The organism is Silvania hatchlandensis (assembly GCF_025564065.1).
Taxonomy (GTDB): domain Bacteria; phylum Pseudomonadota; class Gammaproteobacteria; order Enterobacterales; family Enterobacteriaceae; genus Enterobacter; species Enterobacter hatchlandensis.
In genome coordinates, this window is sequence record NZ_JAMGZK010000052.1 from 1 (window position 1) to 21,977 (window position 21,977).

Below are 21,977 nucleotides of genomic sequence, written 5' to 3' on the forward strand. Positions count from 1 at the left end.
TATGGTGGTACAGCACAAAAGTGGGGGTGATCGACCTGAAAAGAAAGTCGATCACCATGGGTAAAGGATGTTAAAAAGTGTTCACCCTGTCCCCGAACATCTGTCTACCATGTCCCCGGACTGTACAAGGGAGAGGGCAGGGGTGAGGGGAGTTTTCCTTCAAAATCCCGCCTCACAATCTCCAGCGCTTTCAGTACCGTCTCGGCCGGTAAATCGTGGTTTTCCAGCAGCATAATTAAATCGACGGCCAGCTTGACCTCGTCCGGGGCATTTTCCAGTGACATCATGTTCTCCAGTTAACGGGTCATACGCGCAATCACGCGCTCAATATCATCCAGTGCTTTACGGCAGCGTTCAAGGCGGCCGTCGAGGGCGGTGATTTCACGCATTAAGCGCTGCTGCTCTTCCAAAGTATCGGCCTGGTTCAGCTTCATCTGGCGTTCCTCTTTCATTTCACCTAGCCGACGTTCAAACTCCTGATGCTCCAGGCGCTTGCGCTGCCATTTTGTTGCCCCCGCAGAGGCGCTGTCCCAGAGGCGCAGCGGCCAGGCGGCAATCTCCCGGTGCAGGGCGGCAATCTGCTCTGCCAGATGGGTCGCCAGCCAGGCAACCTGCTCAGTCTGCGCTTTTTCTACCGCGTGGCCCAGTTCATCAAGATTGTGCTGGGCTTCATCCAGATAATCTTTCATTACGGTGCTGCGGGTGCGGAACAACTGCCGGTCAAAACGCGGCTTCAGGGTTGCGTGCTGCATCAACGGGGCGGCCTGCGTTCGCAGGGCCGTCAGCTGATTTTGCAGCGTCTGTAAAAGCAAGGCTGTTTTCAATCCGCTCTCCAGTGGTACAGTAGCCGTTCAGTTTGATAACGATTCGCATTATGCAGCGTACTATTTTAATCATCATTGGCTGGCTTGCGGTAGTGCTTGGCACGCTGGGCGTCGTATTGCCCCTTCTGCCGACCACGCCCTTCATCCTGCTGGCGGCCTGGTGCTTTGCCCGCTCGTCGCCGCGTTTTCACCACTGGCTGGTGCATCGCTCGTGGTTTGGCGGTTATCTGCGCCACTGGCAGCAGTACCGGGCCATGCCGCCCGGGGCCAAGCCGCGCGCGATTGCGCTGATCCTCGTGACCTTCGCCATCTCATTATGGCTGGTTCACATCCTGTGGGTGCGGATACTGCTGCTGGTGTGCCTTGGCTGCCTGCTGATTTTCATGTGGCGTATCCCGGTGGTTGATGAAAAGCAACAAAAGTCATAATCCGCAGAATGGCTGTTGCAATTCTCGTGCGCAGCCAGTAAATTCGACCGTTTTCGAGCACGGGTGCGGCTGGTTAAAGGTTAAACAAATGTTACTTTGACCCAACCGTTATGCGCTCCGTGAGCAACACCGTTTTCATCAGGCACACACTTATGACCGCAACTGCGCAGCAGCTTGAATATCTTAAAAACAGCATCAAAAGCATCCAGGATTATCCGAAGCCGGGTATTCTTTTCCGCGATGTCACCAGCTTGCTGGAAGACCCGAAAGCGTATGCTCTCAGCATTGAATTGCTGGTTGAGCGTTATAAGGACGCCGGGATCACCAAAGTGGTTGGCACCGAAGCGCGTGGCTTCCTGTTTGGGGCGCCGGTAGCGCTGGCAATGGGTGTCGGTTTTGTGCCGGTGCGCAAGCCGCGTAAACTGCCGCGTGAAACCATCGCTGAAAGCTACGAGCTGGAATACGGCACCGATCAGCTGGAGATCCACATCGATGCGATCCAGCCTGGCGATAAAGTGCTGGTGGTTGACGATCTGCTGGCAACGGGCGGCACCATTGAAGCCACCGTTAAGCTGATCCGTCGTCTGGGTGGCGAAGTGACCGACGCGGCCTTCATCATTAACCTGTTCGATCTGGGCGGCGAACAGCGCCTGGAAAAACAGGGCATCACCAGCTACAGCCTCGTGCCTTTCCCGGGACATTAATCCCCCTCCCACAACCTCGCCCAACGGGTGAGGTTGTGTTAGCATTACCCCCTGATTATCCACCTTCCAGCGTTGCAGAGCCCGCCCATGAGTTATCAGGTGTTAGCCCGAAAATGGCGACCCCAAACCTTTGCTGACGTTGTCGGCCAGGAACATGTGCTGACCGCCCTGGCGAACGGCTTATCGCTAGGACGTATCCATCACGCTTATCTTTTTTCCGGCACCCGTGGCGTCGGTAAAACCTCTATTGCCCGTTTGCTGGCGAAAGGCCTTAACTGCGAAAGCGGGATCACCGCGACGCCGTGTGGCGTGTGTGACAACTGCCGTGAAATCGAGCAGGGGCGCTTTGTCGATCTGATTGAGATCGATGCTGCCTCACGCACCAAAGTCGAAGATACCCGCGATCTGCTGGATAATGTCCAGTACGCGCCGGCACGCGGCCGCTTTAAGGTCTATCTGATCGACGAAGTGCACATGCTGTCCCGCCACAGCTTTAATGCCCTGCTGAAAACGCTGGAAGAGCCGCCTGCGCACGTTAAATTCCTGCTGGCGACAACCGATCCGCAAAAGCTGCCGGTCACCATTTTATCCCGCTGCCTGCAGTTCCATCTGAAGGCGCTGGACGTCGGGCAGATCCGCGATCAGCTCGAGCATATTCTTAATGAAGAGCAGGTGACGCACGAGCCGCGTGCCCTGCAGCTACTGGCCCGTGCGGCCGACGGCAGCCTGCGCGATGCGCTCAGCCTCACCGATCAGGCGATTGCCAGCGGTGACGGTGTGCTCTCTACGCTTGCGGTCAGCACTATGCTTGGCACCCTGGATGACGATCAGGCGCTGTCGCTGATTGAGGCGGTGGTCGAGGCCAACGGCGAGCGCGTGATGACGTTAGTGGATGCTGCAGCCTCACGCGGCATCGAGTGGGAAGCTCTGCTGGTTGAGATGCTGAGCCTGCTGCACCGTATTGCGATGGTACAGCTCTCGCCGGCAGCACTCGGCGCCGATATGGCCGCGATTGAACAGCGGATGCGCGAGCTGGCGCGAACCATTCCGCCAACGGATGTGCAACTCTACTATCAAACCTTATTGATGGGTCGCAAGGAGATGCCGTTCGCACCGGACCGACGTATGGGCGTTGAAATGGCCCTGCTGCGTGCGCTGGCGTTCCATCCGCGAATGCCGCTGCCTGAGCCCGAGGTTCAACCACAGTCATTCGCCCCGGTCGCCCCCACGGCGGTGTTGACGCCGATGCAGGTGCCTGCCCAGCAGAGTACGCCGCCACCGCCGCGCCATGATGTGCCGCTGTCGGACGCCACCAGCCAGGTGCTCGCTGCCCGCAATCAGCTTCAGCGCGCGCAGGGAGCACCCAAGCCAAAAAAGAGTGAACCGGCAGCGCCAGGCAGAGCGCGGCCGGTAAATAACGCTGCGCTTGAACGTCTGGCATCGATCTCGGATCGCGTCCAGTCGCGTGCCGCGACAAGCCCTCCTGAGCCACAGAGTCCGGTGAAGAAAGAGGCGTATCGCTGGAAATCCACCGCTCCGGCCGAAGCGGTCAAGGTGGAAATCACCACGCCGAAGGCGCTGAAAAAAGCGCTGGAGCATGAGAAGACGCCGGAGCTGTCCGCTAAGCTTGCCGAAGAGTCGCTGGAACGCGACGTCTGGGCGGCTGAGGTCAGCCAGCTGAAGCTTCCTAAACTGGTGGAACAGGTCGCGCTGAACGCCTGGTGCGAGCAGGAAGGCAATCGTGTCTGCCTGCATCTGCGCTCGGGCCAGCGCCACCTGAACTCGGCGAGCGCGCAGCAGGTGCTGACCGAGGCGCTTGGGACATTACGGGGGGCACCGGTTGAATTGACTATCATAGAAGATGATAATCCGGCGGTGCGAACGCCGCTGGAGTGGCGTCAGGCCATTTATGAAGAGAAGCTCGCGCAAGCGCGTGAGTCTATTATCGCGGATAATAACATTCAGACTCTGCAGCGCTATTTTGATGCAGATCTGGATGAAGAGAGTATTCGCCCCATTTGATCGTGAGTCTGACTTACGGTTGTTATCTGTAACGTGACTGAAGAGAGAAGCCTATGTTTGGTGGTAAAGGCGGTCTGGGTAACCTGATGAAACAGGCCCAGCAGATGCAAGACAAAATGCAGAAGATGCAGGAAGAGATCGCACAGCTGGAAGTGACTGGCGAATCGGGCGCAGGTCTGGTTAAAGTCACCATCAACGGCGCGCATAACTGCCGTCGCGTGGAGATTGATCCAAGCCTGTTCGAAGACGACAAAGACATGCTGGAAGATCTGGTTGCTGCTGCATTCAACGATGCTGCGCGCCGTATCGACGAAACGCAAAAAGAGAAAATGGCGTCTGTATCCTCAGGAATGCAGTTGCCACCGGGCTTTAAGATGCCATTCTGATGCGCCTGGGTAAGCGGTGGCGATCGCCGCTTACTTTGTCTTGTCGCTCTTCTCCTCTCGTATTACCCTTTACTTTAATTCACTTCACCGATATTTATTCTTATATATATATCTTCTGTCTCTTTGTTTTTTATTTTTATGATTCATCCATTTGACGAATATGATCGGAATTAACAGGCTATCGAGTGTGTTTAACCGATAAATAAAGATTGCTTACGTCACAAATTGATTAATAGTGCTAAAGAACGGTTGATCGATTAATTTTAGATATGCGAGAGTTGTCTGAGGGTATTACTATGTGTTTTGTTTGAGCATGTCCTCATTCGTCCTGTGAAATAACATATATTTCAATGGGATGTTTTTCATCGACCTAAAAAGGATTGATCATGAAAGTGAATTTATTAAACGGATCTGTTGTTGTATTGCTCGCATCGCTGGGTAGCGTAACTCAGGCCACTGCGGCAAATAATGAAGTGACCTTTGTTGGGTCTGTGCTGGATACCGCCTGTACGGTGACAGTGAATAACGGTCAATCTACCGTTGAATTAGGCGGTACATTAAAATCCGATCTGGCTGCGCAGGGTGATACGGGTGCGCCAAAAACCTTCTCTATTTTATTAAGCGGATGCCCAACGGATGGTCCGACAGCAGCCTATATTAAATTCTCCGGCGAAACCGACGGGAATAATACCTATTTTAAAAATACCGCTACCAGCTCTGCGGCAACCAACGTTGCGGTGCTCATTAAGCAGGGCGAACACACCGTTGAGGTAAATGACGGTAATGCCGCTATCATGCTTCCATCGGCCGGTGGTGATGTGAACGTTGACTATACCGCTCAGCTGGTGGCCACGGCTACCGGGGCGACCAAAGGTGCGGTATCCAGCACTCTGACTTACAACGTTTCTTATCAGTAAGGGAGTGAAGGGAGGAGGCGACTCCTCCCTTCAGGATAACCTATGAAATTGTATCAACTGGCCGCCTCCTTTTTGCTCTCTGTTTTCGTTGTTCTCCCTGCGCAGGCGAGTTTGCTAATAGGCGGCACGCGCCTTGTTTTTGATGGTTCCCGCCAGGCGGCAACCTTGTCGATTGAAAATAAAGACAACGTGACGAACCTGGTGCAGTCATGGCTCTCCCCGGCAGATGAACATTCCCCTGAAAAAGATGCCTTTATAATTACCCCTCCGCTTTTTCGACTGGAGTCCGGCGGACAGGCCGCTATTCGGGTTGTGCGTTCAGGAAAACCCCTGCCGGACGATCGCGAATCCATGCTGTGGCTGAATGTCAAAGGCATTCCGGCGGCGACCGGCGGGCCGGATAAAAATATACTGCAGATCGCGATTAACTCGCGCATAAAAATGATTTATCGCCCGGCGGCACTGAAAGGAGCCACCCCGGAGCGCGTCGCGGATAAATTACAGTGGAATATCAGCGGAACAGCGTTGGTAGCAAAGAACACAACGTCGAATTATATGAATTTCTCTTCCCTGATTGTGAATGGCGAGACCTTGTCTACGCCTTATTTTGTTGCGCCTTATTCTCAGCTCACTATCGCGGATAAAAAATTCCCGGCACATGGCCAGGTGACGTGGAAAATACTGGATGATTTCGGTATGAGTACCAAAAGTTATTCGCAGGCGTATTGATACGGTAAATGGAAAGTTTTTGCATGGATACTTATTATGAGCGTAATCACCAGGCGTGTAACCTTTTCTGCTCTGCAGATCGGGCTGATTATTCTGGTATTCCAGCGATGTGCGTTAGCCAAAGAGTATTTTAACCCGCATCTGTTAGAAACATCTGATGCGTCAGTACCCGAATTAGACCTCGATTTATTTGCACAAGATACCGTGCCGCCGGGCGATTACAACGTCGACGTGTATATTAATGGCAGCTACGTCGATACCCGAACGTTATCTTTTCGTAATGATGCGGAAAAGAGCGGGAGCCAGGCATGTCTGGATATGACGCTGCTAAAACAGTGGAATATCCGTACCGATAAATACCCTCAGCTGTCCAAAACGGGCGATCCCTGCGTGCAGCTGGCGGCGATCCCTGATGCGAAAGAGCATCTGGATATTGCGCGTCAGCGTTATGAATTGTCCGTCCCCCAGGTCGGCATGCTCACAAACGTGCGCGGCTATGTTTCCGAAGAACGCTGGGATGAGGGGATTACGGCAGGATTGCTGAACTACAGCCTGTCGGGGCAGAACGTCACGCCACGAGACGGGGGCGACAGCGACAGTAGCCAGTTCGTGAGTATCCAGCCCGGACTCAATGCTGGCCCCTGGCGTCTGCGCAATTATTCCACATGGAATCACGACGATGACGGGCAGAACTGGGATTCGGTTTACACTTATATTTCCCGGGATATTCACGCCCTGCGTAGCCAGATGGTGGTTGGGGAAAGCAACACCCAGCCGGGCATTTTCGACAGCACCGGCTTTACGGGCGTGATGCTCTACTCCGACACCGAAATGCTGCCCGACAGCCAGCAGGGATTCGCCCCGGTGGTGCGCGGTATCGCCCGGACTAACGCCGAAGTGTCGGTGTATCAGAACGGCTACGTTATCTATAAAACCACGGTTTCTCCCGGCGCGTTTGCCATTAATGATATCTACCCCACGGGCAGTTCCGGGGATTTGCAGGTGGTGGTTAAAGAGTCCGATGGCTCTGAGCATCGCTTTGTCGTGCCTTATGCCTCGCTTGCGGTGCTCCAGCGTGAAGGCCAGGGGCGTTATTCGGCGGTGATGGGAAAAACGCGCCATGAAAGCAACCGCACTAATGAATTCAACTTCGTGCAGGCTTCCGCTGCCAGAGGCATCGGCGCGGGGTTGACCCTGTTTAGCGGCTTTATCCAGGCTGAAGACAAATACACCAACCTGCTGATCGGCGCAGGGGTGAACCTGGGCGAGTTAGGGGCGTTCTCGCTGGATATCTCCCAGGCATGGGCCCAGCTCAAGAAAAAAAAAGCTTCTGAAAGCCCTTCCAGCGACGAAGGCCAGTCTTACCGGCTGCGCTACAGCAAGACGCTGCAGTCCACCGATACCACCTTTTCTCTGGCCGGCTATCGCTATTCGTCCAGTGGGTACTACTCGTTTCAGAATTTCAGCGATAACTGGAATGAAGGGGACGATCTGAATGATTCTGGCCGAGAGCGTAATCGCTTTGACCTTTCCATTTCACAAAATACTGACTGGGGAACGCTGGCCGTCTCTCTGATCAGTGAGTCCTACTGGGATGATTCCCGAATGGATTCGCTCAATATCGGCTACAGCAACAGCATCGGTAAGCTCTCATACTTTGTTAACTACGCCCATAACAAGAACTATGCCTCCGAAAGTGATGATCAAGCCACGAACGATGATGCCATCTCGATCACTTTCAGCCTGCCTTTCAGCGCGTTCAGCAACGACGAGCAGTGGCAGAGCGTGTCAGCAAACTACGCGGTTAATAGTGATGGGGATAACCATACCACCCACAACCTTGGCCTCACGGGCAGCATGCTGAAGGACAACGCCTTAAACTGGCAGGCATCGGAAGGCTACGATTCATCATCGAAAAAGACCAATGGCAATCTGAATGTGAACTATCAGAGCAGCTACGCCGACCTGTCTACCGGTTATGGATACGATGAATACAATCAGCGCTACAGCTATGGCGTGAGGGGCGGGGCGGTCGTCCATTCTAAAGGCGTAACGCTTTCGCGCGCGTTGAACGAAAGCATTGCGCTCGTACAAGCGCCCGGCGTCGCGGATGTTCCGGTGGCGGGGCAGGCCAACATTCATACCGACTGGTTTGGCAATGCGGTCATCCCTTATGTCAGACCCTACCATATCAACAACGTGACGCTGGACAGCTCCGATGCGGATATCGCCAATGCGGATATGGATAATATGAACAAGAAGCTGGTACCGACGCGCGGCGCGGTGGTGCTGGCCCGCTATCAAACATGGCTGGGGTATAAGTCGATGATGACCCTCGATTATCAGGGTAAAGCCGTGCCGTTCGGCGCGGTGGTCACGACGGAAGATAACGATGACGAAACGGTGCGCACCAATATTGTGGGCGACGACGGACAGGTATATCTGGTCGGCCTGCAGCCGACAGGCATGCTGCACGTGAAATGGGGTGCAACAGCGGATAAACAGTGCCAGGTCAATTATGTCCTGCCTGAAGCGAGGCAGGAAAATAACATTATCTTTTACCGTGGGCAGTGTCTTGCGATGCCGGTAAATAATGGCTAAGGGAATGGCGTGATGAATAAATGGAACTCTTCTGTCCTTGCGTTATTATTATTCGCGCACGCGGCCGCGGCATATAACGATCAGGACGTGGTTAACTTCTCGGTGAGCGGCAATATAACCCAGTCGGTCTGCAGCGTGACGGTGCCTGGCCGGGTGGATTTAGGCGTGTACGCCCGCCAGGATCTGGCCTTCGCCGGGGCGCACAGTGCGAATATCCCTTTTACGATTAACCTGACGGGGTGCACCCAGGGGTTGACCCGCGCGACCGTCACCTTCACCGGGATGCCCTATGATGACGGTAGCTGGGGAAGCGTTATTTATGCCAATCAGGCGGATGCGGGCGCGCAGGGGATTGGCCTGCAGATTTACAATGCCGACGGCGCATCGCCGGTAAATCTTGCCAATGGCGTGAGCTACACCTTTCCGGTAGATGCCCAGACAGCAGGGGGCAATTTAACCCTCATTGCGCGGCTCTATTCTCCTGAGGGAAAAAGTACCGCCGGGGAATTCAGCTCGGCCGTCACCCTTAATTTCATCTATAACTGATTTCTTGCGGGAGATATTCCATGCGGCTCGTTTATCTGTTGGGCTCCATTTTATTTCTGTTGTCGTTCTCATCGTTTGCTAGTTGCAAGCGGGACAGTAATGACAGCATTTCTGTCTCTACCATTGCATTGCCGGATAATATTGTTATCAACAGCAGCGGTTATGCTGCCGGGACGATTTTATATGACTCGGGCTATGTTGGCGGCAGCGACAGTAAAGTGACGATCAGTGACTGCTTATATAGCTATTATGTCGGGTTTCTTTATCTGTCATCACCGCAGACGGGCGTCTCACTTGGCGACAGGGTCTATCCCACCGGTCTGGATGGGATCGGGGTCAGGGTTTATACCCTGAATCAGGCCGGGCCGTATGATGATGAACGTGCCATCGATAACACCTGGCAGAATGGCGATGCGAATCTTCTGACGTCGGGCCACACCCTTAACAACTCCTCCTATCGCCTGCAGCTGGTGGCAACCGGGGGTAAGATTAGCAGCGGTACCCTGGCGCTCCCCTCGCCGCTGGCCCGGGTCGATTTTCGCGAAAGCAAAAGCACCAGCGGTGACGGGGATATCGCCTCTCGCCTGACGGTCTCTTCCAGCCAGATCAACGTCAAAGCAACAGGCTGTACATCCGATGTGGCGGCGCTTAACTTTGCGATGTCGGATATTAACATGACGCGCTTTGATGCCAGTCCGCGCGTCGGCGGGGTCACGCGCCAGGTCAACCTGACCTGTGAGCCCGGCACCAACGTCTCGTTAACCCTACAGGCCCCGGCGGTCACCGATGGCGACAATCAGAATAACACCCTGATCGCCCTGTCGCAGGACGGGGAATCCACCGTGGCGGACGGCGTGGGCGTGCAGTTGAACTTGCGGCTGGCTTCGGGGGAATACGACAGCGGGCAAAGCGGCCTGCCGCTGAATACCCCCATCGCGATCCTCTCTTCCCAGCGCGTCAGCAATAGCAGCCGGGGTTACACCGCGTTTTCCGAACCGTCCAATCCCGGCGGCGCGGCGGCAGGTGAAACGCTGATCTTTACCGCAGATTATTATAAAAACAAATCCACGATCACTCCAGGAAAGGCCAATGCGGCGGGGACGATGACCTTCACCTATAACTGAGCGATGTTTTGTTGGCGGACAGATGCTACTCTATGCCCCTTTATTTTTTCGTACACGGCTACATAAAAGGAAGGCTTTGATGCAAACCAGTCCGCTACTCACGCAGCTAATGGAAGCGCTACGCTGCCTGCCGGGCGTTGGCCCGAAATCAGCGCAGCGCATGGCGTTTACCCTGTTGCAGCGCGATCGCAGCGGTGGAATGCGCCTGGCGCAGGCGCTGACCCGCGCCATGTCGGAAATCGGTCACTGTGCCGATTGCCGCACCTTTACCGAACAGGACGTGTGCAACATCTGCACCAATCCGCGTCGTCAGGAAAACGGTCAGATCTGCGTGGTGGAGAGTCCGGCGGACATCTACGCCATCGAGCAGACCGGGCAGTTTTCTGGCCGCTATTTTGTGCTGATGGGCCATCTTTCACCGCTGGACGGTATTGGCCCGGATGATATCGGTCTTGACCGCCTGGAGCAGCGCCTGGAAGCTGAAACGCTGACCGAGGTGATCCTCGCCACCAACCCGACGGTAGAAGGGGAGGCGACCGCCAACTATATCGGTGAGCTATGCGCGCAGTATGGCGTGGCGGCCAGCCGAATTGCCCACGGCGTTCCGGTGGGCGGCGAGCTGGAAATGGTCGACGGCACCACGCTGTCGCACTCGCTGGCCGGGCGTCACAAGCTTATTTTCTGAACAAACGGAGGCTGCTTTCACGGCCTCCGCTTGAAAAGTTTCCCCTCTATCCCCATCTCTCCCTCAACGCTTTTAAACCCCATTAAATGGCATTGTTGAGGTCGACTTAGTATGAAAGGACAAGAAACCCGCGGTTTCCAGTCAGAAGTTAAACAACTTCTGCACCTGATGATCCATTCTCTTTATTCCAATAAAGAAATCTTCCTGCGTGAGCTTATCTCTAACGCCTCTGATGCGGCAGATAAGCTGCGTTTCCGTGCGCTCTCTAAGCCAGAGCTCTATGAAGGTGACGGCGATCTGCGCGTGCGCGTCTCTTTTAATAAAGAGAACCGCACCCTGACTATCGCTGATAACGGGATCGGGATGACCCGCGATGAAGTCATTGACCATCTCGGCACCATCGCCAAATCCGGTACCAAAGCGTTCCTGCAATCGATGGGTTCCGATCAGGCGAAAGACAGCCAGCTGATTGGCCAGTTTGGCGTGGGCTTCTACTCCGCATTCATCGTGGCGGATAAAGTGACCGTACGCACCCGTGCAGCGGGCGAAGACGCTGAAAGCGGCGTGTTCTGGGAATCCCACGGCGAAGGTGAATATACCGTTGCCGACATCACCAAAGCGGATCGCGGCACCGAGATCACCCTGCACCTGCGCGAAGGGGAAGACGATTTCCTCAACGACTGGCGCGTGCGCTCCATCATCAGCAAATATTCTGACCATATCGCCCTGCCGGTCGAGATCGAAAAACAGGAAGAGCAGGACGGTGAAACCGTGCTTTCCTGGGAGAAGATCAACAAGGCCCAGGCGCTGTGGACGCGTAACAAGTCTGAAATCAAAGACGACGAGTACAACGAGTTCTATAAGCACATCGCCCACGACTTTACCGATCCGCTGACCTGGAGCCACAACCGTGTGGAAGGGAAGCAGGAGTACACTAGCCTGCTGTACATCCCGGCGCAGGCGCCATGGGATATGTGGAACCGCGATCACAAGCACGGCCTGAAGCTGTACGTCCAGCGTGTGTTCATCATGGACGAAGCCGAGCAGTTCATGCCGAACTACCTGCGCTTTGTGCGCGGCCTGATCGATTCTAACGATCTGCCGTTGAACGTCTCCCGTGAGATCCTGCAGGACAGCACCGTCACTCGCAATCTGCGTACCGCCCTGAGCAAACGTGCGCTGCAGATGCTGGATAAGCTGGCGAAAGAGAGCGCGGAAAAATACCTCACCTTCTGGAAACAGTTCGGTCTGGTACTGAAAGAGGGCCCGGCAGAAGATTCAGCCAACGTTGAAGCGATTGCCAAACTGCTGCGCTTTGCCTCCACCCACACCGACTCTGCCGAGCAGACCGTGTCGCTGGAAGAGTACATCGGGCGCATGAAAGAAGGGCAGGAGAAGATCTATTACATCACCGCAGACAGCTATGCTGCGGCGAAGAGCAGCCCGCATCTGGAGCTGCTGCGTAAGAAAGGCATCGAAGTGCTGCTGCTTTCCGATCGCATCGATGAGTGGATGATGAACTACCTGACCGAGTTCAGCGGCAAGTCATTCCAGTCTGTGGCGAAAGCCGATGAATCCATCGACAAGCTGGCGGACGAAGTGGACGAAACCGCGAAAGAGGCGGAAAAAGCCCTTGAGCCGTTCGTTGAGCGCGTGAAAACCCATCTGGGCGAGCGCGTGAAAGAGGTGCGTTTCACTCATCGTCTGACCGACACGCCAGCCATCGTCACCACCGATTCTGACGAGATGAGCACCCAGATGGCGAAGCTGTTCGCCGCGGCGGGCCAGAGCGTACCGGAAGTGAAGTACATCTTTGAGCTGAACCCGGATCACGCGCTGGTGAAACGTGCGGCAGAAACCCAGGACGAAGCTCGCTTCGCCGAGTGGGTCGAGCTGCTGTTGGATCAGTCCCTGCTGGCCGAGCGCGGCACGCTGGAAGATCCAAACCAGTTCATTAAGCGCGTGAATGCGCTGCTGCTGGCGTAAGACCCAACAACACCCCTCACCCTAACCCTCTCCCCTGTGGAGAGGGCCGGGGTGAGGGCATTCAGGCCGCATCCTCTAATATATTCCCCTCATTAACCGTTTCAGCCTCCCCGCCTTTCTTGAGCCATACCCGTCTTGATGGTATTGTTTAGCGCTTTTGAAAAATTGAACCAACTTTTGAGGGGATTTTCGCAATGCGTATTATTCTGCTTGGCGCTCCGGGCGCGGGTAAAGGAACTCAGGCTCAGTTCATCATGGAGAAATACGGTATTCCGCAAATCTCTACGGGTGACATGCTGCGTGCCGCTGTTAAATCTGGCTCTGAGCTGGGCAAACAGGCAAAAGACATCATGGACGCCGGCAAACTGGTGACCGATGAGCTGGTTATCGCGCTGGTTAAAGAACGCATTACGCAGGAAGATTGCCGCAACGGTTTCCTGCTGGACGGCTTCCCGCGTACGATTCCGCAGGCTGACGCCATGAAAGAAGCGGGCATCAACGTGGATTACGTGCTCGAGTTTGATGTACCAGATGAGCTGATCGTCGATCGCATCATTGGTCGTCGCGTACATGCTGCTTCTGGCCGCGTTTACCACATCAAATTCAATCCGCCGAAGGTGGAAGGTAAAGACGACGTGACCGGCGAAGAGCTGTCCACGCGTAAAGACGATCAGGAAGAGACCGTGCGTAAACGCCTGGTGGAATACCATCAGATGACCGCGCCGCTGATTGGCTACTACTCTGCAGAAGCGCAGGCGGGTAACACCCAATACGCAAAAGTAGACGGTACAAAGCCGGTTGCTGAAGTCCGTGCAGAGCTGGAAAAAATCCTCGGCTAATCGCACCTTTCTCACCCGGCTATCCGGGTGAGAAAAGTTCTCATTTCTCCTTTCGCTGCAATTGGTTCCGTTTACGCGCTTTTCAGATACAATTATCAGCCAGTCAAATGGTTATGAGGCGTGAATGAGTCAGGCGAAAACCGGCATCCTGCTTGCCAATTTAGGTACCCCCGAAGCCCCCACCTCCGCAGCGGTTAGCCGTTATCTGCGCCAGTTTTTGAGCGACACACGCGTTGTGGATACCCCGCGCCTGCTGTGGTGGCCCTTGCTGCGCGGTGTGATCCTGCCGATCCGTTCCCCGCGCGTGGCAAAACTGTATCAGTCGGTCTGGATGGATGAAGGTTCGCCGCTGATGGTTTACAGCCGCCGCCAGGAAAAGGCGCTAGCCGCCCGTCTGCCTGATATGCCGGTGGTGCTGGGTATGAGCTACGGCAAACCCTCGCTGGAAAGTGCGGTTAATGAACTGCTGGCGCAAGGCGTGGACCATATCGTGGTGCTGGCGCTCTATCCGCAATACTCCTGTTCCACCGTGGCCGCGGTCTGGGATGAACTGGCGCGCATTCTGGCAACCCGTCGCCGTATTCCTGCTGTGACCTTTATTCGCGACTACGCGGATAACGAAATGTATATCAATGCCCTTGCCAGCAGCGCGCGCGCGTCCTTTGCGAAACACGGCGAGCCGGATTTGCTGCTGCTTTCCTACCACGGTATCCCGCAGAGATTTGCCAATGAAGGGGACGATTATCCGCAGCGCTGTCGCGATACTACGCGTGAGCTGGTGTCCGCGCTGGGTCTGCCTCCCGAGAAGGTGATGATGACCTTCCAGTCGCGCTTTGGTCGCGAGCCGTGGTTGACACCTTATACCGATGAAACCCTTAAAATGTTGGGTGAGAAGGGCGTAAAGCATATCCAGGTGATGTCGCCGGGCTTTGCAGCGGACTGTCTGGAAACGCTGGAAGAGATTGCGGTGCAAAACCGGGAATTCTTCCTCGAAGCCGGCGGGACAAAGTACGAGTATATCCCGGCGCTGAACGACGACCCTGAACATATCGAGATGATGGTGTCCCTGGTGACCAACAGCCGCTGATCGCGCGACAGGCCGGATTTGTGCTACCATTTCCGGCCCATCCGTCACTCGTAGCCCAGAACATGAAATTTCCCGGTAAACGCAAATCTAAACACTACTTTCCCGTTAACGCCCGCGATCCGCTGCTGCAACAAATTCAGCCGGAGAATGAGACCAATGCCGCCTGGGTAGTGGGTATCGATCAGACGCTGGTGGATATTGAAGCAAAAGTGGACGATGCGTTTGTCGCACGCTATGGCCTGAGCGCCGGGCACTCACTGGTGATTGAAGACGATGTGGCGGAAGCGCTGTATCAGGAGCTGGTACGTGACAACCTGATCACCCATCAGTTTGCCGGTGGCACCATCGGCAATACCATGCACAACTACTCGGTACTGGCTGATGACCGCTCGGTGCTGCTGGGCGTCATGTGCAGCAACATTGAAATTGGCGGCTACGCCTACCGCTATCTGTGCAACACCTCCAGCCGCACGGATCTGAACTACCTGCAGGGCGTGGACGGGGCAATTGGCCGCTGCTTTACGCTGATCGGTGAATCCGGGGAGCGGACCTTCGCCATCAGCCCGGGCCATATGAACAAGCTGCGCGCCGACAGCATTCCGGAAGAGGTGATTGCCGGTGCCTCAGCGCTGGTGCTGACCTCCTATCTGGTGCGCTGTAAGCCGGGCGAGCCGATGCCGGAAGCGACCATGAAGGCGGTGGAATACGCGAAAAAATACAATGTGCCGGTGGTGCTGACGCTGGGGACGAAATTTGTGATCGCCGATAACCCCGAGTGGTGGCAGGCGTTCCTGAAAGAGCACGTCTCCATTCTGGCAATGAACGAAGAAGAGGCCGAAGCCCTGACCGGGGAGAGCGATCCGCTGCTGGCGTCTGATAAAGCGCTGGACTGGGTCGATCTGGTGCTCTGCACCGCCGGGCCGGTGGGCTTATATATGGCGGGCTTCACCGAAGAAGAAGCCAAACGCAAAACCCAGCACCCGCTGCTGCCAGGTGCCATCGCCGAGTTCAACCAGTTTGAGTTCAGTCGCGCGATGCGCCACAAAGATTGTCAGAATCCGCTGCGCATCTTCTCGCACATCGCCCCGTACATGGGCGGGCCAGAGAAGATCATGAACACCAATGGCGCAGGAGACGGTGCGCTGGCGGCGCTGCTGCACGATATCACCGCGAATGCCTTCCACCGCACCAACGTGCCTAACTCCAGCAAACACACGTTCTCCTGGCTGACCTACTCGTCACTGGCGCAGGTATGCAAATACGCGAACCGCGTGAGTTATCAGGTGCTTAACCAGCACTCGCCGCGCTTAACGCGTGGTCTGCCGGAAAGAGAAGACAGTCTGGAAGAGTCGTACTGGGCCAGGTAAAAGCAAAACGACAACCTCTGGTTGTCGTTTTTAGTGTTTATTCCCTCTCCCGGTGGGAGAGGGCCAGGGTGAGGGCATCAGGCCGCAGAAATTTAACCCGTCACCGCCTCTTCAACCGGCGGTTTCTCCAGCAGCGACAGCATGGTATTGGCAATCTCGCGTTCGCCCATCACCACCTGGTTGGCGCCGCGCTCGATAATGTATTCCACTTCGTCGTCATAATGCGCCCGGGCGATAATCTCCAGGTGCGGGAATTTCTCGCGGGCGGAGACCACAATCTCACCGGCCTCATAGCCATTGGGGATGGTCAGCAGCAGCCAGCGCGCGCAGTTTAGGTGCGCAAGCTCCATAATCTCTTCGTTCGCCGCATTGCCCAGCACAGCGCGAACGCCGCGCTCGCGCAGCTCATCCACGCGGGTGCGAGAGGTCTCAATCACCACCAGCGGAATGCCCTGAGCCATTAACTTCTCGCCCAGCAGGCTACCAACCCGGCCAAAGCCGACCAGCAGCGCATGGTTGCAGATATCCACCGGGATCTGCTTCTCTTCCTCGATGGCCTCTTCCAGAGTCTGCTCTTCGAGGGTTTCGGTTTTATCGAGGTATTTCTCCAGCAGCGCGAACAGCACCGGGTTGAGCATAATCGACAGGATCGCTCCCGCCAGCACCAGGTTTTGTCCCGCCTGCGGCAGCAGGTTCAGCGCCATTCCCAGTCCGGCGAGGATAAAGGCAAACTCACCAATCTGTGCGAGGCTGGCGGCGATGGTCAGGGCAGTGCGCGGCGAGTGGCCGAACAGACGCACCAGGAAAAAGGCCGCGACCGACTTACCGAAGATGATGATCGCCAGCGTGCCAAGCACCGCCAGCGGCTGGTCGATGAGTACCAGCGGGTCAAACAGCATCCCGACGGAGACGAAGAACAGCACCGCAAAGGCGTCGCGCAGCGGTAGGGTGTCGTGTGCAGCGCGGTGGCTGAGTTCAGATTCGTTGAGTACCATCCCGGCAAAGAAGGCGCCCAGGGCGAAGGAGACATCAAACAGCTCGACGGCACCAAAGGCGATACCCAGCGCCAGGGCCAGCACGGCGAGAGTAAACAGCTCGCGTGAGCCGGTGGCGGCGCTGCGGGAGAGGATCCACGGCACCAGGCGACGGCCAACCAGCATCATAATGGCGATAAACGCCACCACTTTACCGATGGTGATGCCCATATCCAGCGCCAGCGTGGCAAAGCCGACGTTGTCTTTTTCGAGCATCCCGGCAACGGCGGGCAGCAACACCAGCGTTAATACCATCACCAGGTCTTCGACGATCAGCCAGCCAATGGCAATCTGCCCGCGCTGGCTGTCTATTAGCTGCCGCTCTTCAAGCGCGCGCAGCAGCACCACGGTACTGGCGGTGGAGAGACACAGCCCGAACACAATACCGGTCATCAGCGGCCAGCCCAGCATTGATGAAAGCGCCATACCCAGCAACGTCGCCACGGCTATCTGGGCGATGGCACCGGGGATGGCGATGGCCTTTACCGCCATCAAATCCTTCAGGGAGAAATGCAAACCGACGCCGAACATCAGCAGGATCACGCCAAGTTCCGCCAGTTCAGGGGCAAGTTTGGTATCAGCAACGAAACCAGGAGTAAACGGACCGGCCAGCACACCTGCTAATAAATAGCCCACCAGAGGGGAAATACGCAGTTTGTTGGCAAGCATGCCGAGTATAAATGCAAGTACAAGTCCACCGACAATGGTGGTGATAAGCGGTGTGGCGTGATGCATTCCGTCTCCTTTCGTTGCTGTGTTGATCCATTTTTGGTTAAAAAACCAAAAAGCCGAGTAATAGTTTATGACAAATCTAATGATTATGTTTATGAATAATTGTTGAATTTTGAAGAAAACAGCAATAAGCGTTAAACGGAAGGAGAACAGGACGATTTTTCAGGAAGGGGGCTAAGAAAGGCTTATGGCAGAAGGAAAGGCTGCGGCCAAAGTCAGACTTTGGCCGCGGATAAATCAGGCTTTATGCCGGTTATCAGGCAGGAATATGGTCAACATCCCCAGAAGTGGCAGGAAAGCACAGATTTTGTAGACCAAAAAGATACTGGTATGGTCCGCAACCAGCCCTAACACCGCCGCTCCCAGCCCACCCATGCCGAAGGCGAAACCGAAAAATAGCCCGGAAACCATGCCAATACGGCCCGGTAACAGCTCCTGAGCGTACACCAGGATGGCCGAAAACGCGGATGCGAGGATAAAACCAATGATCACGGTTAAAACCCCCGTCCACCACAGGGTTGCATAGGGTAAAAGCAGCGTAAATGGCGCTACGCCGAGGATAGAGCCCCAAATCACATATTTACGCCCGATCTTATCGCCCAGCGGCCCGCCAATAAACGTCCCGGCGGCAACAGCAAACAGGAACGCAAACAGATGAAACTGCGCGTTTTGTACCGATAATCCGAATTTTTCCATCAGATAAAAGGTGTAATAGCTGCTGATGCTGGCCATATAGAAGTATTTGGAGAAAATGAGCATTAACAGGATGCTAACGGCCAGAATGACCTTGTTGCGCGGCAGCGGATTGATCACCGGAGCCTGGGGTTTACCCTTATTCACCCGGTGTTGAGCGGCGTACCAGCGGCTGATTTGCGCCAGTACCACAATCGCCAGCAGCGCGGCCAGTACAAACCAGGCGACGTTACCTTTGCCGTACGGGGCAATAATCACCGCCGCCAGCAGAGGACCGAGGGAACTGCCGAAGTTACCGCCCACCTGGAACAGAGACTGCGCCAGTCCGTGACGGCCGCCGGACGCCATTCTCGCCACACGGGACGATTCCGGGTGAAAGACAGATGAACCGGTACCGACCAGCGCCGCCGCCACCAGCACCCCTTCAAAGCTTCCCGCCATCGCCAGCAGGATCAGCCCGCTGAGGGTAAAACACATGCCAACAGGCAGCGACCACGGCATCGGATATTTGTCCGTCCAGTAGCCCACTACCGGCTGGAGCAATGACGACGCCAGCTGGAAAGTAAGGGTGATCATGCCGATCTGCACAAACGTCAGTGAGAATTCTGACTGCAGCAGCGGGTAGATCGCCAGAATCAGCGACTGGATCATATCGTTAAGCAGATGCGACAGACTGATCGCGCCGAGAATACCAAATGAGGTGCGCGGCTTCGCAGCCGACACCGGGGGAGTAGATTCACTGATTGCCATAAATACCACGTTAATTGTTATTGGAAGTGCAGGGAGTAATTATTATCCGACTAACATACCTTTCCCCGACATTTGAGGAAAGTCGCAATTCTGAAAAGATATTTGTCTATTCTGGTTACTCATTGTAATTTTTGCGTTTGTCGATGAGTCAGGGAGAGAAGAGATGAAGTTAATGAAGCGTAGCGTTGCGCTGGCAATATTAGCGGCCTGCGGGCTGCTTAGCCTGCCTGCGCAAGCCTGGGAACAAGATAAAACCTATAACATCACCATTTTGCACACTAACGATCATCACGGTCACTTCTGGCGCAGTGAGTATGGCGAGTATGGCCTCTCGGCGCAGAAGACGCTGGTGGACGGGATCCGTAAAGAGGTCGCGGCGAAGGGCGGCAGCGTGCTGTTACTCTCCGGCGGCGACATTAATACCGGTGTGCCGGAGTCCGATCTGCAGGATGCCGAACCCGATTTCCGTGGCATGAACCTGATTGGCTACGATGCGATGGCCGTGGGTAACCATGAGTTTGATAATCCGCTGACCGTATTACGCCAGCAGGAAAAGTGGGCAAAATTCCCGTTCCTCTCCGCCAATATTTACCAGAAAAGTACCGGCGAGCGCTTATTTAAACCCTGGGCCATTTTCAAACGCCAGGATATTAAAATTGCGGTGGTAGGGCTGACCACCGATGACACGGCCAAAATCGGCAACCCGGAATATTTCACCGATATTGAGTTCCGTAAACCGGCGGATGAAGCGAAGCTGGTGATCCAGGAATTGCAGCAGAACGAAAAGCCGGATGTGATTATCGCCACCACCCATATGGGGCATTACGATAATGGCGATCATGGCTCGAACGCGCCGGGGGATGTCGAGATGGCACGCAGCCTGCCAGCGGGCGCGCTGGCGATGATTGTGGGTGGTCACTCACAGGATCCGGTGTGCATGGCGTCGGAAAATAAAAAGCAGGCGGATTACGTGCCAGGCACCCCTTGCGCGCCGGACAAACAGAACGGGATCTGGATTGTGCAGGCGCATGAGTGGGGCAAATACGTGGGACGCGCGGACTTCGAGTTCCGCAACGGCGAGATGAAGCTGGTGAATTACCAGCTGATTCCGGTCAACCTGAAGAAGAAAGTCACCTACGACAACGGGCAGAGCGAGCGCGTGCTCTATACCCCGGAAATCGCCGAAAACCAGCAGATGCTCTCCCTGCTGTCGCCGTTCCAGAACAAAGGTAAAGCGCAGCTGGATGTGAAGATCGGTACCCTGACCGGCAGGCTGGAAGGCGATCGCAGTAAAGTCCGCTTTGTACAGACCAATATGGGCCACCTGCTGCTGGCCGTGCAAATGGCGCGCACTAACGCTGACTTTGCGGTAATGAGCGGCGGCGGTATCCGCGACTCCATCGAGGGCGGGGATATCACCTATAAAGATGTGCTGAAGGTGCAGCCGTTCGGCAACGTGGTGGTGTATGCCGACATGAGCGGGAAAGAGGTGAGCGATTACCTGACGGCGGTGGCGAAGATGAAACCGGACTCCGGGGCCTATCCGCAGTTTGCAAACGTCAGCTTCGTGGCAAAAGAGGGCGTGCTCAACGACCTGAAGATCAAAGGTGAACCGGTTGATCCCGCCAAAACCTACCGCATGGCGACCTTAAGCTTTAACGCCACCGGCGGGGATGGTTATCCGCATCTGGATGACAAACCAGGCTATGTGAATACCGGCTTTATCGATGCCGAAGTGCTGAAGCAATACATCGAGCAGAACTCTCCGCTGGATGTGAATGCCTATGAACCGAAAGGTGAAGTGAGCTGGCAGTAGTGGGGTGAACGTCCGGTAGCGAGGCGCTACCGGGCGTTTGATTACTCCCGCCGCGCGATATCCGCGAACTGCGCATCCAGCATTTTTGCCAGATCGCTGGCGGCTAATTCAATGTCCAGCCCGCGCTTGCCACCCGAAATAAAAATGGTGTCAAAGTCCTGAGAGGGCGCATCAATCAGCGTCGGCAGGCGCTTTTTCTGCCCCAGCGGACTGATACCGCCCACCAGATACCCCGTTGTGCGCTGCGCCACCATCGGGTCGGCCATATCCACTTTTTTGGCGCCCAGCGCTTTTGCCACTTTCTTCAAATCCAGCTGACCGGCCACCGGCGTCACCGCCACGGCGAGGTGCTTCATGTCACCATTGACCGCAACCAGCAGCGTTTTGTAAACCTGATCGGCATTCAGTCCCAGCTTGCGCACCACTTCATCACCAAAATTCGTTTCGCTGGGATCGTGGTCGTAGCTGTGGACCCGGAAAGAAATCTTGTTTTTTTCGAGTAATTTAACGGCGGGAGTCATTGCAATCCTTCTTAGCACAGACAATAAACGCCCTAAGCATACGCCTGTGGAGTGGCTAAAAAATAGCACCATCTTGCGCAATAGTGTTGGCAGTGATGGTCACTTTGAGCGACAATCGGCTCAACCGGGGGTCTCCTCCGGCATAATAACAACGATGAAATTCCTCTTTGACGGGCCAATAGAAAT

At 55.4% G+C, this 21,977-nt stretch carries 20 protein-coding genes and 1 other annotated feature; of the genes, 15 read left to right on the forward strand and 5 right to left on the reverse strand.

Annotated elements, in window-relative coordinates:
- Positions 1-104: 104 nt before the first annotated feature.
- Together rsmS and priC are read right to left on the reverse strand one after the other, a co-directional pair.
- Entirely contained in the window at positions 105-284 is a 180-nt protein-coding gene (gene rsmS / locus M8014_RS15780; RefSeq protein ID WP_271283342.1) for a pleiotropic regulatory protein RsmS, read from the reverse strand.
- A 12-nt stretch (positions 285-296) separates the two neighbouring features.
- Positions 297-824, reverse strand: coding sequence for a primosomal replication protein N'' (gene priC, locus M8014_RS15785; RefSeq protein WP_271283343.1), 528 nt, complete (start codon positions 822-824; stop codon positions 297-299).
- Between the two features lie 50 nt (positions 825-874).
- Between priC and M8014_RS15790 the strand changes: the two genes are divergently transcribed.
- From M8014_RS15790 to M8014_RS15855, 14 genes are all read left to right on the forward strand, one after another.
- The gene (locus tag M8014_RS15790) at positions 875-1,252 is read left to right on the forward strand and encodes a DUF454 family protein (protein ID WP_271283344.1); all 378 of its coding nucleotides are present in this window, start codon (positions 875-877) and stop codon (positions 1,250-1,252) included.
- A 152-nt stretch (positions 1,253-1,404) separates the two neighbouring features.
- Positions 1,405-1,956 (forward strand): adenine phosphoribosyltransferase, encoded by a 552-nt coding sequence (gene apt, locus M8014_RS15795; protein ID WP_271283345.1) that lies wholly within the window; start codon positions 1,405-1,407, stop codon positions 1,954-1,956.
- Between the two features lie 87 nt (positions 1,957-2,043).
- The gene (gene dnaX / locus M8014_RS15800) at positions 2,044-3,978 is read left to right on the forward strand and encodes a DNA polymerase III subunit gamma/tau (protein WP_271283346.1); all 1,935 of its coding nucleotides are present in this window, start codon (positions 2,044-2,046) and stop codon (positions 3,976-3,978) included.
- Positions 3,308-3,372: a sequence feature (DnaX frameshifting element), on the forward strand. (Overlaps the previous gene by 65 nt.)
- A 53-nt stretch (positions 3,979-4,031) precedes the next feature.
- The gene (locus tag M8014_RS15805; protein WP_271267765.1) at positions 4,032-4,364 is read left to right on the forward strand and encodes a YbaB/EbfC family nucleoid-associated protein; all 333 of its coding nucleotides are present in this window, start codon (positions 4,032-4,034) and stop codon (positions 4,362-4,364) included.
- 386 nt (positions 4,365-4,750) lie between these two features.
- The gene (locus tag M8014_RS15810) at positions 4,751-5,281 is read left to right on the forward strand and encodes a fimbrial protein (protein ID WP_271283347.1); all 531 of its coding nucleotides are present in this window, start codon (positions 4,751-4,753) and stop codon (positions 5,279-5,281) included.
- Between the two features lie 42 nt (positions 5,282-5,323).
- Entirely contained in the window at positions 5,324-6,010 is a 687-nt protein-coding gene (locus M8014_RS15815; protein ID WP_271283348.1) for a fimbria/pilus periplasmic chaperone, read from the forward strand.
- Positions 6,011-6,046: 36 nt separating this feature from the next.
- Entirely contained in the window at positions 6,047-8,611 is a 2,565-nt protein-coding gene (locus M8014_RS15820) for a fimbria/pilus outer membrane usher protein (RefSeq protein WP_271283349.1), read from the forward strand.
- 12 nt (positions 8,612-8,623) lie between these two features.
- A complete protein-coding gene (locus M8014_RS15825) occupies positions 8,624-9,157 on the forward strand; it encodes a fimbrial protein (protein ID WP_271283350.1) in 534 nt (177 codons plus the stop codon).
- Between the two features lie 20 nt (positions 9,158-9,177).
- Complete coding sequence (locus M8014_RS15830) at positions 9,178-10,281, forward strand: type 1 fimbrial protein (RefSeq protein WP_271283351.1); 1,104 nt, start codon at positions 9,178-9,180, stop codon at positions 10,279-10,281.
- Between the two features lie 79 nt (positions 10,282-10,360).
- Positions 10,361-10,966: a recombination mediator RecR gene (gene recR, locus M8014_RS15835; protein ID WP_271283352.1), complete on the forward strand. Its 606-nt coding sequence runs from the start codon at positions 10,361-10,363 to the stop codon at positions 10,964-10,966.
- Between the two features lie 111 nt (positions 10,967-11,077).
- Positions 11,078-12,952: a molecular chaperone HtpG gene (htpG, locus tag M8014_RS15840; protein ID WP_271283353.1), complete on the forward strand. Its 1,875-nt coding sequence runs from the start codon at positions 11,078-11,080 to the stop codon at positions 12,950-12,952.
- Positions 12,953-13,146: 194 nt separating this feature from the next.
- The gene (gene adk, locus M8014_RS15845) at positions 13,147-13,791 is read left to right on the forward strand and encodes an adenylate kinase (RefSeq protein WP_271283354.1); all 645 of its coding nucleotides are present in this window, start codon (positions 13,147-13,149) and stop codon (positions 13,789-13,791) included.
- Between the two features lie 124 nt (positions 13,792-13,915).
- A complete protein-coding gene (hemH, locus tag M8014_RS15850; RefSeq protein WP_271283355.1) occupies positions 13,916-14,878 on the forward strand; it encodes a ferrochelatase in 963 nt (320 codons plus the stop codon).
- A 62-nt stretch (positions 14,879-14,940) separates the two neighbouring features.
- Positions 14,941-16,245: an inosine/guanosine kinase gene (locus M8014_RS15855; protein ID WP_271283578.1), complete on the forward strand. Its 1,305-nt coding sequence runs from the start codon at positions 14,941-14,943 to the stop codon at positions 16,243-16,245.
- Positions 16,246-16,337: 92 nt separating this feature from the next.
- Here M8014_RS15855 and ybaL read toward each other — a convergent pair whose 3' ends face one another.
- Both ybaL and M8014_RS15865 read right to left on the reverse strand, forming a co-directional pair.
- Positions 16,338-18,014, reverse strand: coding sequence for a YbaL family putative K(+) efflux transporter (gene ybaL / locus M8014_RS15860; RefSeq protein WP_271283356.1), 1,677 nt, complete (start codon positions 18,012-18,014; stop codon positions 16,338-16,340).
- A 234-nt stretch (positions 18,015-18,248) separates the two neighbouring features.
- Positions 18,249-19,454 carry an MFS transporter gene (locus M8014_RS15865; protein WP_271283357.1) on the reverse strand — a complete coding sequence of 402 codons (1,206 nt, stop codon included), beginning with the start codon at positions 19,452-19,454 and terminating at the stop codon, positions 18,249-18,251.
- Positions 19,455-19,617: 163 nt separating this feature from the next.
- On the opposite strand from M8014_RS15865, the gene ushA reads away from it, so the two are divergent.
- Positions 19,618-21,270, forward strand: a complete 1,653-nt coding sequence (gene ushA / locus M8014_RS15870) for a bifunctional UDP-sugar hydrolase/5'-nucleotidase UshA (protein ID WP_271283358.1) — start codon at positions 19,618-19,620, stop codon at positions 21,268-21,270.
- Between the two features lie 41 nt (positions 21,271-21,311).
- On the opposite strand, the gene ybaK is transcribed toward ushA, so the two are convergent.
- Entirely contained in the window at positions 21,312-21,791 is a 480-nt protein-coding gene (ybaK, locus tag M8014_RS15875) for a Cys-tRNA(Pro)/Cys-tRNA(Cys) deacylase YbaK (RefSeq protein WP_271283359.1), read from the reverse strand.
- Between the last annotated feature and the right edge of the window lie 186 nt (positions 21,792-21,977).

Excerpts from the sequence above, each read along its gene's own strand:
- ybaL (WP_271283356.1), bottom strand. The coding sequence starts at position 18,014 with ATGCATCACGCCACACCGCTTATCACCACCATTGTCGGTGGACTTGTA.
- ybaK (WP_271283359.1), bottom strand. The coding sequence starts at position 21,791 with ATGACTCCCGCCGTTAAATTACTCGAAAAAAACAAGATTTCTTTCCGG.
- apt (WP_271283345.1), top strand. The coding sequence starts at position 1,405 with ATGACCGCAACTGCGCAGCAGCTTGAATATCTTAAAAACAGCATCAAA.
- recR (WP_271283352.1), top strand. The coding sequence starts at position 10,361 with ATGCAAACCAGTCCGCTACTCACGCAGCTAATGGAAGCGCTACGCTGC.
- adk (WP_271283354.1), top strand. The coding sequence starts at position 13,147 with ATGCGTATTATTCTGCTTGGCGCTCCGGGCGCGGGTAAAGGAACTCAG.
- M8014_RS15810 (WP_271283347.1), top strand. The coding sequence starts at position 4,751 with ATGAAAGTGAATTTATTAAACGGATCTGTTGTTGTATTGCTCGCATCG.
- M8014_RS15805 (WP_271267765.1), top strand. The coding sequence starts at position 4,032 with ATGTTTGGTGGTAAAGGCGGTCTGGGTAACCTGATGAAACAGGCCCAG.
- M8014_RS15865 (WP_271283357.1), bottom strand. The coding sequence starts at position 19,454 with ATGGCAATCAGTGAATCTACTCCCCCGGTGTCGGCTGCGAAGCCGCGC.
- htpG (WP_271283353.1), top strand. The coding sequence starts at position 11,078 with ATGAAAGGACAAGAAACCCGCGGTTTCCAGTCAGAAGTTAAACAACTT.
- M8014_RS15825 (WP_271283350.1), top strand. The coding sequence starts at position 8,624 with ATGAATAAATGGAACTCTTCTGTCCTTGCGTTATTATTATTCGCGCAC.
- M8014_RS15790 (WP_271283344.1), top strand. The coding sequence starts at position 875 with ATGCAGCGTACTATTTTAATCATCATTGGCTGGCTTGCGGTAGTGCTT.
- dnaX (WP_271283346.1), top strand. The coding sequence starts at position 2,044 with ATGAGTTATCAGGTGTTAGCCCGAAAATGGCGACCCCAAACCTTTGCT.
- M8014_RS15830 (WP_271283351.1), top strand. The coding sequence starts at position 9,178 with ATGCGGCTCGTTTATCTGTTGGGCTCCATTTTATTTCTGTTGTCGTTC.
- M8014_RS15820 (WP_271283349.1), top strand. The coding sequence starts at position 6,047 with ATGAGCGTAATCACCAGGCGTGTAACCTTTTCTGCTCTGCAGATCGGG.
- M8014_RS15815 (WP_271283348.1), top strand. The coding sequence starts at position 5,324 with ATGAAATTGTATCAACTGGCCGCCTCCTTTTTGCTCTCTGTTTTCGTT.
- hemH (WP_271283355.1), top strand. The coding sequence starts at position 13,916 with ATGAGTCAGGCGAAAACCGGCATCCTGCTTGCCAATTTAGGTACCCCC.
- rsmS (WP_271283342.1), bottom strand. The coding sequence starts at position 284 with ATGTCACTGGAAAATGCCCCGGACGAGGTCAAGCTGGCCGTCGATTTA.
- M8014_RS15855 (WP_271283578.1), top strand. The coding sequence starts at position 14,941 with ATGAAATTTCCCGGTAAACGCAAATCTAAACACTACTTTCCCGTTAAC.
- ushA (WP_271283358.1), top strand. The coding sequence starts at position 19,618 with ATGAAGTTAATGAAGCGTAGCGTTGCGCTGGCAATATTAGCGGCCTGC.